We start from the raw sequence: 13,590 nt of genomic DNA, 5'->3' as shown, positions 1-13,590 counted from the left end.
AAGTGCGGTTAATTTTGACCGCACTTTATGTTTGTGGGGAACGAAAATATGTCGCAATTATCCGCATTGCCTTTTGAAGAATATGTTCAGCAAGTGCTTGCCGAGCATAAAGGTGAGCGCGTATATCATTTTACTTATAACGATAAAGATTTTTGGTTAAAACAACCGGAACAATTACACGGTGTGTGGCATTTTTTGAAGCCGAAACCGAAACAAGCCTTTAAAAACGAAATTCAAAGTCTGCAATACCTTGCGGAACATCATGCGCCGGTACCGCACCTTGAAATGTTTGGTGAGGATTTCTTAGTGTTGGAAGACGGCGGAAACAGTGTAGCCCATTGGATTGGGCTTCGCCTTTCCGAACAACAAAAACGCGCTATTTTATTGGATGCTGCAGTCGCATTGGCTGGCTTACATAGACAAGGATTAGTGCATGGCCGTCCGGCAATTCGTGATATCCTATGGCGTGATGGTCAAGTGTTGTTTATTGATTTTGAAGTGAATGCAACCAAGCGGGCTTTAAGTAAGCAAAAAGCGCGTGATTTGTTGCTGTTTATCTATAATTTATGTCGTGAAGATGAATTATCCGATGAGATCATTTGCGATGTTATGCGGAAATATCGTGAATGTTGCGAGCCACAGGAATGGCTGGATATGCTGGCATCCGTAGAACATTATCGTTGTATTTACTATTTATTACTGCCCTTTAAAGCTATCGCCAAGCGAGATCTTATTGGAATTTATCGGCTATATCAGAATATTGAACAAGTGAAAAGAGAGGACTAAATGAAAAAAATCATCATGACATTATTTATTGTTTTGAGTCTCAGCGCCTGTTCCGTTGGTGTAGGTGTTGGTGGCGGTTCTAATAGTGTCGGCGTAGGCGTTGGCACTGGCGTTCGATTCTAAAAAAATGCCCGATAATATTTCTTATCGGGCATTTTATTTTTTTACTGTTTAACATACGACTTTAATGTCTGTTCCACTTCATAAATCCAATCTAATTCATGTTGCGTAAAACCGGCTTGTAAACGGGCATCCGTGTTGATGACGCCTTTAAAAATCACAATACGATATTTGTGTAGCAGTTCGGTAAAACATTTCATAGCCTCTAATCCGCGCTTGGCGGAAAGTGCGTGATACCAATGATTGCCGATATAAACGTGTCCGATTTCATCCGTTAAAATCACATCTAAAATCTTGACGGCGGCCATGTCTTTCCGTTGCGCAATTTTTTCTTGTAATACAGGCGTGGCATCCAGCCCTCTCGCTTCCAGTACGCGTGGCACTAATGCCATACGTTCCCAAATATCATGCGCGGTTGCCTGTGCCATTTCCCATAAACCGGCATGGGCTTCAAAATCGCCGTATTGATATCCAAGCGTATGCAAATGCGCGTTGACTAAGGAAAAATGGGTGCTTTCTTCACGTGCGACACGTAGCCAATCTTTTACAAATGCCATGCCTTCGCCTAATTCTTGTTGCGCATTTCGGCCAAAACGCCAAGCAGCATCCAAGCCTAAATTAATGGCATTAAATTCAATATGGGCAATAGCGTGCAACGTTGCTGCATAACCTTCTTCTGTGGCGAAAGAACGTTTCGGTACATCTTTCGGTGCAACGAGCCGTGGCTTATGCGGAATACCGGCAAGATCCATTTCTGGCGTCACTTCCGGAAAATCGGGTAATTCCGCCAATTTAATCTGCGGTAATAGCTCATCATAAAGATGATTCACTAAGCGGCATTTTTCTAACGGATCCTTGGTTTGCAGAGCCTTGGTAACGGCATGCCAAAAATCTTGAGCAGCATAAAGTGCGGTCATTTTTTTCCTCGTTTTTTATTGTTCTTCCGGAACGTAACGAATTAACCCTTCTTGTTGGGTGGTTGCAATTAATCGGCCATCTGCCGCAAAAAATTGACCACGAGCAAGCCCACGGGCGGCATAGGCGTTGTTACTTTCAATGGCATAGAGTAACCAATCATTCATATCAAACGGGCGATGGAACCAAATAGAATGGTCGATGGTGGCAACTTTCATGCCTTTTTGTAAAAAGCCTTTTTCATGGGGATGAAGTGCGGTCAAAATGCAATGAAAATCGGAGAAGTAGGCGAGCAGGCATTGTTGAATGCGATAGTCTGTCGGTGCTTCGCCATTGGTGCGCACCCAAGAGTATTGTTGTGGTGGCAGTTTATGTCCGCGGAACGGATTATTTAAATATTTGGTACGAATATCAAAGGGACGCTCTGCTGTAAATTTATCGCGCACGGCTTCCGGAATGGTTTGTGCCATTTGCTGAATGACCGAGCTTTCTGACATGAAGGCATCAGGTGCTTCTACCTTTGGCATCTCGCTTTGGTGTTCAAAGCCTTGTTCCAGCGTTTGGAAAGAGGCGGTAATGTGACAAATCGGTGATTTATGTTGAATGGCTTTTACCCGCATCGCCGTGAAATTTCTGCCCTCGCGTAAAATTTCGACATCATAAATAATCGGATATTGGCTGTCGCCCGGCGAAAGAAAATAGGCGTGGCAAGAATGTAAAAAACGATCTTGAGGGGCGACTTGAATCGCAGCAGAAAGCGCCTGCGCCACGACTTGACCACCGAACACTTGGCGAAACCCGAGATCTTGGCTTGCGCCGCGAAAAAGTAAATCGTCGATTTTTTCCAGTTTTAACAGTTCGATAAGTTGGTTAAGTGCGGTCATGATTTTCCTCATTTGTTTAAAGTTCAGGCTGTTCTGATGTGATCCGGAGATAACGTTTGCAATTCAATAGGGCTTATTGCATAATGCGAAGCCTTAATCGCGCTATCAAATCTTGCGGTTAATTCAATGGAAACCTTTTCGGTCCCTCGCAATGAAGTCTGGTTTACCAGGTCAGGTTCGGAAGAAAGCAGCCAGAGTCAGAATTTTCGTGTGCCGAGACTAAGCCGGAAAGGTTTCCACCTTTCCAGCCCTTCCTTTTAAATACGTTGTGTCAGTTGCTTGAAAAAGCCATTTTCTTTATTGATCAATTCGCTGTACGAACCTTGTTCAATTAATCGACTGTTATCGATCACCACAAGTTGATCAAATTGCTCAATGGCGGTTAAACGGTGTGTCACCATAATCAAGGTTTTACCGACACTGTGAGCCAAAATCGCTTGCAGAATATGGCGTTCGGTTTCGCGATCCAAGCCTTCTGTGGGTTCATCTAAGAGTAAAATGGGCGCATCATTTAATAACACGCGTGCCAAGCCTAAACGACGTTGTTCACCGCCCGATAACGGACGACCGCCGTCTCCCAGCCATAAATCTAATCCTTGTTCTTGATTCACCAATTTTTCCAAGCCCACTTGTTGTAGCACGGCAACCATTTTTTCATCGCTCAATGGCGCAGGGTTAGCCAGTTGCAAGTTGTTACGCAACGTATCGCTAAACACATGCACGCGTTGCGTTAAGAAACAAAATTGTTGGCGTAAACTGCTTTCGCTATAGGCTTGAATGCGATTACCGGCGAATAAGATTTCCCCTTGGTTGGCATCATAATTGCGTACCAATAATTGAAGTAGCGTCGATTTGCCGCTGCCGGTTTTTCCTAAAATGGCCAATTTTTCACCGGCTTGAATATGGAGATTTAAGTCCACTAATGCCGGGTTATCACGTTGCGGATAAGTGAAATGAACTTGATTAATTTGCAATAACGGCACTTGAGTTTGGCTTTCAACACGTTGCGTGCCGGAAAAATCCACCAGGGGTTGCTGTTCAATAATATCGGTTACCCGTTCAGCCGATGCCACCATTTGCCCGATGTGCAAAAATGCGGCGCCGATCGGCATCAGAATTTCAAACGAGGCGAGGGCGGCAAAGGCAAACAAGCCAATCAAGGCTGTGCTGTATTCATTGCTGCCCAAATCCACTTGTGCGGCAAACCACATCACAATACATAACACCAAACCGTTGGCGAACAACAAAAGTGCGGTGGAAAATCCCGATAAATTTGCTTCCCGTTGTTGATAGGCTTGCCATTGCTGTTCGGTTAGGCTCAATTTCCCTTTTAGTTTTTCTTCCCCGTTAAATAACAATAATTCTGCTTGTGCCTGAATAAATTCCACAAATTGCGTGCGGTACAGTGCGCGGGATTGGGTTAATTTTGCGCCGAATTTGTTGCCCAGATGGTAAAAAATGGTTGGGATCACCAGTAATAAGGTCAGTAATGTGAGGCCAAGGAACAGTGCGAGTGGCACATGAACAAAACTTAATCCAAGGGTAATCAAAGTAATCACCACAATGGCACTGATAAACGGTGCAATCAGGCGAAGATAAAGTCCGTCTAAGGTATCCACATCGGCGACCAAACGGTTTAATAAATCACTGTTACGATAGCGATTGAGCACGCCCGGGCTTAACGGAATAATTTTGCTAAACACTTGCACGCGTAATTTGGCTAACACGCGGAAAGTGGCATCGTGGGTGACGACTTTTTCAAAATAGCGCGCCACCGTGCGCCCGATGGCTAAACCGCGTACGCTAGCGGACGGATAGAAAAAGTTAAAGAGCGAACCCAAGCCGGCAATGGCGGTCGCCGCCAAGAACCAACCCGAAAGGGTAAGTAACCCGATGCTGGAGGCAAGCCCTAGAATCATTAACAAACCACCGAAAATTAACGGCAGTTTGGCAAATTTAAATAAACGAATAAAAGGCAATAAAGCACGCATTAGTTAATATCCTGTTGTCGTTGTGCCAATAATTCGGCGAAGAAACCTTGATGTTGCAGTTGGTCAAAATGCCCCTGCTGAATTATTTGTCCGTGACGCATCACTAAAATGGTGTCGCATTGTTTCAGATCTTCAATGCGGTGGGTGATCATCACGGTTGTTTGTTGGCGACTGATGTGTTGCAAGGCTTGTAATACCTGATTTTCCGATTGCGCATCAAGGCTGGCAGTCGGTTCATCTAATAACAACAAATTGCCTTTGCGCAGTAGCGCACGTGCAACGGCCAAACGTTGTGCTTGCCCGACGGACACGCCAATGCCACCTTCTTTAATTTCTGCCTCTAAGCCGAGACGGTCGGTAAATTCTTTCGCTTGCGCTAATGCCAATGCGTGATCAATTTCTTGTGCGGAAGCTTGAATATCCCCCAATAATAAATTCTCTTTAATCGTGCCTTGCAACAATAACGGGTTTTGTCCAACCCAGGCAATGTGTTTGCGCCATTGGGCTAAATCGACATCGCGCAATTCTTGCCCGTTGATTTTCAGGCTGCCTTCATAAGGTAAAAAGCCCAAAATGGCATTGATCAGCGAGGTTTTTCCGGCGCCGCTTTGTCCCACAATCGCGATATGGCTTTTCGCCGGAATATGGAAATTCAGCGCTTCTGTCAGCGGTTTACCTTGTGGCGACAAGACCACCACATTTTCACCTGAAATTTCCACCGCACTTTGGCTTTCAAATGCCGCTTTGCTGTTGCCTTGAGCGATTAAATAATCTTCTTCCAAGAAATCTACGATGGCATCTGCCGCACCAATACCGGCTGCACGGTCATGATAATAAGTGCCGAGGTCGCGTAAGGGTTGGTAAAACTCCGGTGCAAGAATGAGGCAGAAGAAACCGATAAAGAGTGTAATCGGCGTGCCATAACTGCCGAATTCCACTTGCCCTAAATAACTGAAACCGAAATACACCGCCATTAATGCAATAGAAATCGAAGTGAAAAACTCGAGGACGGCAGAGGAGAGGAACGCCATTTTTAGCACATCCATGGTAGTTTCACGGAAATCTTCCGTACTGTTTTCAATATGGCGGGTTTGCTCGGAAGTGCGGTCGAATAAACGTAAGGTTTCCAAACCGCGCAGACGATCGAGGAATTGACCGCTTAACCGCGCAAGGGTATCCATGTTCTTTTGGCTGCTGTCTGCCGCCGCTTTGCCGACTAAAATCATGAAGATAGGAATCAGCGGCGCGGTGCCCATTAAAATCAAACCGGCTGCCCAGTTTAACGGGAACACGGCAATCAGAATAATCATTGGCACAATGGCGGAAAGCGCTTGTTGCGGTAAATAGCGGGCGTAGAAATTATGCAAGTTCTCTACTTGTTCCAACATGATGGTTGCCCAGCTTCCGGCAGGTTTATTGTTAATTGTTGCCGGGCCAACTTGATGGATTTTATCCAAAATTTGCTGACGAATCATATTCCGTAATAATTGACCGCACTTGAAGCCGATTTTTTCTCGGAACCACAAAATTAGCGCACGTAGCGCAAAGCCGGCGATTAAGCCGATAAAGTAAGGGACTAAATCGGTAACCGGTTCGCCCAGAATAATGAGCTTATGCAGCAAAGCGGCTAAGAGATAAGTCTGCCCCACTAAAATCACTGAGGAGAACGTGGCGAGCAGAACATTGAGATTCAAATATTTTTTAATCGGCTTTTGCTGGGTGCGAAGCCATTGTTGCAAATGTTTTTGACGAGATTTATCCATAAGTTATGTTTTATCAGAAACAGAAAAACGGAAGGTGGGCGTTATTGCCCACCCTGTATTACACAATGTGTTGTCTCAGTGCGATGACCGTGCGGTTATGCTTTTTGCGCATCCAAATAACGCTCGGCATCTAACGCCGCCATGCAGCCGGTGCCGGCAGAGGTAATGGCTTGGCGATAATTGTGATCCATCACATCGCCCGCGGCAAAAACGCCTTCCACGGAAGTGGCGGTTGCATTGCCGTCTAAGCCGGATTTCACCACGATATAGCCGTTCTTTAATTCCAGTTGATCTTGGAAAATTTCCGTATTTGGTGCATGGCCGATGGCTACGAAGACGCCGTCTAATGCGACCTCTTCCGTTGCTTCGGATTGCACGTCTTTCAAACGTACGCCGGTCACGCCCATATTGTCGCCCAACACTTCATCTAAAGTGCGGTTGGTATGCAGCACGATTTTGCCTTCTTCCACTTTTTTGTATAAACGGTCGATAAGAATTTTCTCTGCACGGAAACTATCGCGACGGTGGATCAAATGCACCTCGGAAGCAATGTTGGCTAAATAGAGCGCTTCTTCCACGGCGGTGTTACCGCCACCGATGACGGCAACCGGTTTGTTGCGATAGAAGAAACCGTCACAAGTGGCACAAGCGGAAACGCCGCGACCTTTGAAGTTTTCTTCAGAAGGTAAGCCTAAATAACGGGCAGAAGCACCGGTGGCGATGATTAACGCATCGCAGCTAAAGGTTTGTGCATCGCCGTATAATTTTAATGGGCGAGAAGATAAATCTACACGGTTAATGTGATCGAAGACGATTTCAGTCTCAAATTTTTCGGCGTGTTGCAACATTCTTTGCATTAATTCCGGGCCGGTCGTTTCACCGAAATCTCCCGGCCAGTTTTCAATTTCGCTGGTGGTGGTGAGCTGTCCGCCTTGTTGTAAACCGGTGACGAGTACCGGTTTTAAATTAGCGCGTGCCGCATAAATTGCCGCCGTGTAACCGGCAGGGCCTGAGCCTAAAATGAGTAATTGCGCGTGTTTAATATCTGACATAATCAATCCTTATCAACGTAATATTTGTGGGCGCTATTATAGAAGATTTCCCCTTAGTACAACAACGAATAGAGCAATCGGCGGTATTTATTGGTTACCGGATCGTTGTTGCCGATGGCGGCCAAAATAGATAAAAATTCCTGCTTAATTTTGCCGTCCTCTGCGCCTAAATCTTGACGTAAAATGGTAAATAACAAGTCCAACGCCTCTTCGTTGCGATTGGCTTGGTGTAATTGCAACGCCAATTTTAACGCGAGATCATGGGTTGGTTGTTTCGCAAATTCTTCCTGTAATTGTTGAATTTCCGGCGTATCGGCAGCTTTAATCAACAACTCAATTTGCGCCTGTAAACCCTGCCAGCGACTGTCACGATCTTGTAGGGGGATTTTGTTCAAAATCTGCTGTGCCGGCTCAGTTTTTTTCATGGCGATATAGGTTTCCGCATAGAGCAGTGCGATATCGCTATTTTTCTGATCAGATAACTCCCACGCCTCTTTCAACAACGGCAACGCTTGATCATAATTTTCCACCGCAAGCAAATCCAATGCCTGATTAAATTTGATTTCTTCCTCTTTCGGCAAAATCGCACTCAAACGCTGTTGCAAGGTGGTGTTATCCAACGCGCCTTGAAAGGCATCTAACGCTTGCCCGTCTCTAAACAAATAAGTGGTCGGCAAGGCTTGAATACGGAATTGCGCCGCCACCATTTGTTCTTTCTCACAATCTACTTTAGCTAACACAAATTGCCCTTGGTATTGGTTGGCATAATTTTCCAAGGTTTTTACAAACGCCACCGAATCTGCATGGCTTGGCGCATAAAACGTGATCACCAAAGGATGATGTTGTGAAAGTTGTAAAATTTCGTTGAGATTTTGCTCGTTGAGGTCACGAATGGCAGGAAAATCAGTCATGTTCTTCTCTTGTTTTGAATGAAATGAATGGCGCGCATTATAGCAAAGTGCGGTGCGATTTTTTAGTGTTTTTCAGGGTATAGCGTCTTAAAGGCTTGCAAGATTGACGACTCGCATAAAGTCGACCCGGATAGGGTTTAAATACGCAAAATATCCGAAAATTTGACTGCACTTTTCATGTCATTTCCTATTAGTAAAAAATGTTGTTCATAAAGTGTGGTTTATTACTTAATCATTATTTGCTTCATCAAATAACAAGGAGAAAATCATGAAAAAATGTCGGTTTTGTTTATTGAAGAATAATAGTGAATGCTGGTGTAGCGTGGTGCGCCACCGCTTGCGCCTTGGTACGCCGCGTCAAAGGCGATGGTCAGATAGCCCTGTTCGGCGAGTTTTTGCGCGTACAGACCCGCCACTTGCTCTTTCACGCCGCCGTTCGGGTGGGCGACGACGATGGTCGGGTATTTTTTGCTCGGGTCAAAATTGGCGGGCGTATAAACGTTGGCGGCGACTTCGATGCCGGTCTGTTTTTGCACGTATTTGACGGGGTGGATTTGCACTTTGCCCGCCTCATTTTTTGTGATGGCGTGGTCGTAAGTCAAAGTGAATGGGTTGTTGCGGTAGTCTGCTGCCATAGCGTTGCCTCCTAGTGTTGCGGTTAAGATTACGGTTAATAAAGTAGTTTTGAGACGTTTCATTTTAAGTCCTGCTGGTTGATTGATCGATGGAATGCATTATAGGGATTTGTGTTGGTTTGATAATTAGGGGAAATGGCAATGCCGTTGTGAGGAAAATTCAGTAATCAGGCTTTCAGACGACCTTTTATTTTCACTATACTGAAAATCAGCCTGTAAAACCCTTTAACTTTGCATTATAATGAAAATAATCTAGCAGAATTTAGGAAGTTTTCATTATGCTGCAAACTGTATTTGACCGCCCCATTTATCTCAACCGCTTGAAAAAATACCAAAACAGCGAATTTATCAAAGTCATCACCGGCGTGCGCCGTTCGGGCAAGACTTTTGTGCTGGAAATGTTCCGCCGTTATTTGCAAACCAGCGGCGTGGCAGAGGCACAGATTGTGTTTTTGAACTTTGAATCCATGCAGCACCAAGCCTTGCGCACCGCCGAAACGCTGTACCGCTATGTGATGGAGCGTGCGCAGGCGGGGCAGAAAATGTATCTGTTTTTTGATGAGATTCAACGGGTTGCAGGCTGGGAAGATGCCGTAAACAGCCTGCGGGTAGATTTGGATGCGAATATTTATCTGTCGGGCTCAAATTCCTCGCTGCTGTCGGGCGAGCTGGCGACGCTGCTGGTGGGGCGAATGGTGGAAATTCCCGTGTTTCCCCTTTCATTTCAAGAATATATGCAGTTCCGCCAATTCGACGGCGTGCCGGACACACTTTTTCCCGAATATGTGCAGCGCGGTGGTTTCCCCGCCACGGCGTTGGTGGAAGACGAAGAAGTGTGCCGCACGATTTTGGACGGCATTTTCAATTCGATTTTACTCAAAGATGTGAGCGAGCGTGCTAACCTGCGCAACGACGGCGTGTTGAGCCGCCTCGCCGCCTTTTTATTGAGTGAAACAGGCAACAGCATTTCCATTAACAACATTGCCAACACCCTGAAAAACGAGGGTACGGGCGCAAGCAACAACGCCATTGCCAAATATGTGGACCTGCTGGAACAGGCGTTCATCTTCTACCAAGCCCGCCGCTACGACCTGCGCGGCAAAGCCCACTTGCGCACCCAAGCCAAGTATTACAGCGTGGACACGGGCTTGCGCAACGCCACGCTGAACAAATCTTTCCGCGACAACTTCGGCCATCAGATTGAAAACATTGTGTTCATCGAACTGCTGCGCCGTGGCTACCAAGTAGACGTGGGCAGCTACGACAACACCGAAATTGACTTCGTGGCGAAAAAAGGCGCGGAAATCCAGTATTTCCAAGTCGCCATGCAACTGCCCGAAAACAGCAACCGAGAAGTCGGCAATCTAGTCAACCTGCCTGATAATTATCAAAAAACCGTGCTGACCGCGAACCGAATGGACGTGGGCGAAGTGGATGGAGTTAAGGTGGTGCATGTGGTGGATTGGTTGGTGGGGAATATATCTGCCACCGATTCGGATAGTGTACAATAAATGATTCTTTTTATAGGGAAAAGGAAGGAGGAATAAAATGATTTTTCCAGAACCGCCGGACTCATTTTTAGAAGTAAGAGTGCATGACTTATCTTGCACCCCATCGATTTGTGCTCTATGTGCTGGGTATGAAGGAGGAGAATGGAGAGCCGCCCATCTGGCTGATCATGCTATGGAATGGCTGCCTGAGTTCTGCTTATCATTTGATGAAATCACTAGCCTATCATCTAGCAATGCATTGAAACTAATAAGAAAGGCTGCTCGCTTAGTTTATCAAACTGATAAATATAAGAATCGAGGAGAATTTGGAGAGCTTTTTCTTCATATTATATTAAGGCAAGTTTATGGTTCCATCCCAGCTATACAGAAAATATATTTTAAAGATTCTGCTAATTCAACAGTAAAAGGATTTGATTCTGTTCATGTTATAGAAAGAGATGGAAAATTTGAGCTTTGGATTGGAGAGGTTAAATTTTATAGTAATGCAGCAAGAGCCATCATTGAAGTAATAAAAGAAATAGTAGAGCATACAGCAATAGATTATATAAAAAACGAGAAAATATTTATTTCAAATATGCTGAGTCAAAACCATCCATTCTATTCAAAACTAAAGCGACTCCTTGATCAAAACACTTCTATAGATGATTTATTTGATTGTGCATGTATTCCAATATTAATTACCTATAATAGCAAGGTAGTTAAAAGCCATAATAAGAGAGATGACGAATACTCAGAAAAAATAGAAAAGGAAGTTCTAAAAATCAGAAATAGCCTAGAAAAAAGACTATCAACAGTTAAATTACCCCCCATCCAAATTCATCTTTTTCTTCTTCCATTAAAAGATAAGGACACATTAGTTGAACAAATGGATAAAAAACTTAAGGGATTACAATAATGTTGAAAAATCATGAAGAGATCGAAAACAGGCTAAAATCTAAAGAAAAAATCAACTTTGATACAGCATTTCTTATTCTTCAATCTCTATGTGAATTAGTTAATCACTCCTATGATACTAATAGATTGCAATTACTGTTACTGCGCATATTAGACCGCAAAGAAGAATTTTTAGATTTTACAGATGTACTAAATGGGCTTATACGACATTTTGGTCTTTATCCCTACTTAGACGTAAAAACCTTAAATTTTAAAGATGAGCTTGCAAGAGCACTGCATAAACCATCATTGTTATCCAATACTGAGACAGAAGCTCCGTCAGATGATGATTTTGTTTTTCATCGGGTTCAAGCTGAAATTTTTCAGTATATTCTCAATGGAAAGAATGTTATTTTAAGTGCGCCAACCAGTTTTGGTAAAAGCGCGATTATCGATGCGATTATTGACTCACATAGATTTAATAATATTGCAATCGTTGTACCTACAATAGCACTGATTGATGAAACAAGAAGACGTTTATCTAAGTTTAAGAATAGTTATAAGATAATTACTCATGCCTCACAGAAATATACAGATAAAAATATATTCATTCTCACCCAAGAAAGAACTGTTGAATTTTCAGACCTGCTTGACCAAGACATATTTATATTAGATGAATTTTACAAATTAGATCCTAATCAAGATTCAGAGAGAGCAACTACATTAAATCATGCATTTTACGAATTATATAAAAAATCTAAACAGTTTTATCTGCTAGGTCCAAATATTGATCGTATTCCCGATGGATTTCAAGAAAGATTTGAATGTAAATTTATCCGAACAGATTTTTCAACCGTTGTTACTGAACTTATTAAAATTAAATCAAATAATCAAAATAAAGAAGAAAAATTATTAGAATTATGCAGAAAGATAAAAGAACCTACTTTAATTTATTGCGCCTCACCTAATAGTGCAAGGAAAATAACAAAATTACTATCAGAACAATGCTGCCTGAATTCATCACTATCTGAAGCTGCAGAATGGATTGGAGAACATTATCATCCTGATTGGACACTCGTAAAAGGCTTAAAGAATGGCATAGGAATGCATCATGGTCGTATGCCTAGGGCACTGGCACAGTTATGTGTAAAAGGTTTTAATGATGGCAGTTTGCAATTTTTAGTTTGCACATCCACCTTAATAGAAGGAGTAAATACAAAAGCCAAGAATGTTATTATATATGACAACAAAATCGCTACAAAAAAATATGATTTCTTTACCTTTAATAATATAAAAGGGCGTTCAGGAAGGATGTTTCAACATTTTATTGGTAATGTATATATTTTTAATGATCCTCCACAGCAAGATTTACCATTGGTAGATATTCCTGTTTTTTCTCAAGATGAAGACAATACTAAAGAAAGTCTGATTATACAACTTGACAGAGAATATATGACTGATAACTCTTGGAACAGGATAGAAAAATACTATAACCAAGACACATTAAGCATATCTACAATTAAACAAAACATAGGCATTGAACCTAAGGACCAGATTAACTTGGCTTTAGAAATGCTAAATGATTTTTCAATGACTAGTAATTTAGCTTGGAATTCCTTGCCAGAATATAATCAGCTTAAATATTTATGTAATTTAATATGGAAGTTCTTTGTAAAAAGTGGACATATGGGAGAAGTTGTTTCAGGTGAACAACTAGCACTAAAACTAAGCCGGATAAGACATAAATCAATTGAGGATATTATACAGCTAGAAATTAAAGATGGGAAAACTGCAGATTATGCTGTAGAGGACACGCTAAATTTTGTTCGGCAATGGCCCCAGTTCCATTTTCCTAGATATGCAATGGCAGTTTGTAGAATTCAAAATGAGATTGCACAAAAGCAGGGTATTGACCTTGCTGACTATAGTTTTTATTGTGGACAGATTGAAAATTTATTTTTAGATCCTGTATTTACTGCTTTAGATGAATATGGCCTTCCATTGCAAATAGCCCAAAGAATAGATGAATTAAAAACAGACGGAAATCTTGACCTAGCAATAGAGAAATTATCTAAATTGAATATTTCAAATTTAGAATTAACAGAATTTGAAAAAAATCTCGTATTGGAAGTTCAAAAAACAATTTAAG

11 protein-coding genes, 1 other RNA gene and 1 pseudogene are annotated in these 13,590 nt (G+C 42.8%); 6 read left to right on the top strand and 7 right to left on the bottom strand.

Translation table 11 applies throughout. The annotated features are described in order from the left end of the window. Nucleotides 1-48: 48 nt before the first annotated feature. A complete protein-coding gene (locus tag ACO5E4_RS01605; RefSeq protein WP_485861837.1) occupies nt 49-786 on the top strand; it encodes a lipopolysaccharide kinase InaA family protein in 738 nt (245 codons plus the stop codon). Next, a complete protein-coding gene (locus ACO5E4_RS01600; RefSeq protein WP_314956023.1) occupies nt 787-909 on the top strand; it encodes a lipoprotein in 123 nt (40 codons plus the stop codon). A 41-nt stretch (nt 910-950) separates the two neighbouring features. Here the strand turns inward: ACO5E4_RS01600 and ACO5E4_RS01595 are convergent, their stop codons facing one another. Both ACO5E4_RS01595 and tesB read right to left on the bottom strand, forming a co-directional pair. Next, entirely contained in the window at nt 951-1,823 is an 873-nt protein-coding gene (locus ACO5E4_RS01595) for a ferritin-like domain-containing protein (protein ID WP_485861836.1), read from the bottom strand. 15 nt (nt 1,824-1,838) lie between these two features. After that, nucleotides 1,839-2,705: an acyl-CoA thioesterase II gene (tesB, locus tag ACO5E4_RS01590; protein WP_314170400.1), complete on the bottom strand. Its 867-nt coding sequence runs from the start codon at nt 2,703-2,705 to the stop codon at nt 1,839-1,841. A 135-nt stretch (nt 2,706-2,840) separates the two neighbouring features. Here tesB and ffs point away from each other — a divergent pair. Continuing rightward, an RNA gene (gene ffs / locus ACO5E4_RS01585) (signal recognition particle sRNA small type) lies at nt 2,841-2,939 on the top strand. Between the two features lie 23 nt (nt 2,940-2,962). Here the strand turns inward: ffs and cydC are convergent. From cydC to ACO5E4_RS01560, 5 genes and pseudogenes are all read right to left on the bottom strand, one after another. Continuing rightward, complete coding sequence (gene cydC / locus ACO5E4_RS01580) at nt 2,963-4,696, bottom strand: heme ABC transporter ATP-binding protein/permease CydC (RefSeq protein WP_485861835.1); 1,734 nt, start codon at nt 4,694-4,696, stop codon at nt 2,963-2,965. Continuing rightward, entirely contained in the window at nt 4,696-6,459 is a 1,764-nt protein-coding gene (gene cydD / locus ACO5E4_RS01575; RefSeq protein ID WP_485861834.1) for a heme ABC transporter permease/ATP-binding protein CydD, read from the bottom strand. The genes cydC and cydD overlap by 1 nt, the downstream gene beginning before the upstream one ends. Before the next feature lie 95 nt (nt 6,460-6,554). Then, on the bottom strand, nt 6,555-7,511 hold the full coding sequence (gene trxB / locus ACO5E4_RS01570) for a thioredoxin-disulfide reductase (RefSeq protein ID WP_485861833.1): 957 nt from the start codon (nt 7,509-7,511) through the stop codon (nt 6,555-6,557). 53 nt (nt 7,512-7,564) lie between these two features. Next, nucleotides 7,565-8,422 (bottom strand): co-chaperone YbbN, encoded by an 858-nt coding sequence (locus ACO5E4_RS01565; RefSeq protein ID WP_485861832.1) that lies wholly within the window; start codon nt 8,420-8,422, stop codon nt 7,565-7,567. Nucleotides 8,423-8,736: 314 nt separating this feature from the next. Continuing rightward, nucleotides 8,737-9,120, bottom strand: a pseudogene (locus ACO5E4_RS01560) (alpha/beta hydrolase); the annotation flags it as partial. Nucleotides 9,121-9,335: 215 nt separating this feature from the next. Between ACO5E4_RS01560 and ACO5E4_RS01555 the strand changes: the two are divergent. The 3 genes from ACO5E4_RS01555 to ACO5E4_RS01545 are packed head-to-tail and all read left to right on the top strand — an operon-like array spanning nt 9,336 to nt 13,589. Next, nucleotides 9,336-10,568: an ATP-binding protein gene (locus ACO5E4_RS01555; RefSeq protein WP_485861831.1), complete on the top strand. Its 1,233-nt coding sequence runs from the start codon at nt 9,336-9,338 to the stop codon at nt 10,566-10,568. Nucleotides 10,569-10,605: 37 nt separating this feature from the next. Beyond that, entirely contained in the window at nt 10,606-11,463 is an 858-nt protein-coding gene (locus ACO5E4_RS01550; RefSeq protein ID WP_485861830.1) for a HamA C-terminal domain-containing protein, read from the top strand. Beyond that, nucleotides 11,463-13,589 carry a DEAD/DEAH box helicase gene (locus ACO5E4_RS01545; protein ID WP_485861829.1) on the top strand — a complete coding sequence of 709 codons (2,127 nt, stop codon included), beginning with the start codon at nt 11,463-11,465 and terminating at the stop codon, nt 13,587-13,589. The genes ACO5E4_RS01550 and ACO5E4_RS01545 overlap by 1 nt, the downstream gene beginning before the upstream one ends. Nucleotide 13,590 lies beyond the last annotated feature (1 nt).

The sequence above is a fragment of the Aggregatibacter sp. genome, assembly GCF_057314075.1.
Note: the sequence above shows the minus strand (reverse complement) of the source record. Positions and strands in the feature narration are given on the sequence as shown.

Excerpts from the sequence above, each read along its gene's own strand:
- cydC (WP_485861835.1), bottom strand. The coding sequence starts at position 4,696 with ATGCGTGCTTTATTGCCTTTTATTCGTTTATTTAAATTTGCCAAACTG.
- ACO5E4_RS01605 (WP_485861837.1), top strand. The coding sequence starts at position 49 with ATGTCGCAATTATCCGCATTGCCTTTTGAAGAATATGTTCAGCAAGTG.
- ACO5E4_RS01595 (WP_485861836.1), bottom strand. The coding sequence starts at position 1,823 with ATGACCGCACTTTATGCTGCTCAAGATTTTTGGCATGCCGTTACCAAG.
- tesB (WP_314170400.1), bottom strand. The coding sequence starts at position 2,705 with ATGACCGCACTTAACCAACTTATCGAACTGTTAAAACTGGAAAAAATC.
- ACO5E4_RS01555 (WP_485861831.1), top strand. The coding sequence starts at position 9,336 with ATGCTGCAAACTGTATTTGACCGCCCCATTTATCTCAACCGCTTGAAA.
- ACO5E4_RS01565 (WP_485861832.1), bottom strand. The coding sequence starts at position 8,422 with ATGACTGATTTTCCTGCCATTCGTGACCTCAACGAGCAAAATCTCAAC.
- ACO5E4_RS01600 (WP_314956023.1), top strand. The coding sequence starts at position 787 with ATGAAAAAAATCATCATGACATTATTTATTGTTTTGAGTCTCAGCGCC.
- ACO5E4_RS01550 (WP_485861830.1), top strand. The coding sequence starts at position 10,606 with ATGATTTTTCCAGAACCGCCGGACTCATTTTTAGAAGTAAGAGTGCAT.
- cydD (WP_485861834.1), bottom strand. The coding sequence starts at position 6,459 with ATGGATAAATCTCGTCAAAAACATTTGCAACAATGGCTTCGCACCCAG.
- trxB (WP_485861833.1), bottom strand. The coding sequence starts at position 7,511 with ATGTCAGATATTAAACACGCGCAATTACTCATTTTAGGCTCAGGCCCT.
- ACO5E4_RS01545 (WP_485861829.1), top strand. The coding sequence starts at position 11,463 with ATGTTGAAAAATCATGAAGAGATCGAAAACAGGCTAAAATCTAAAGAA.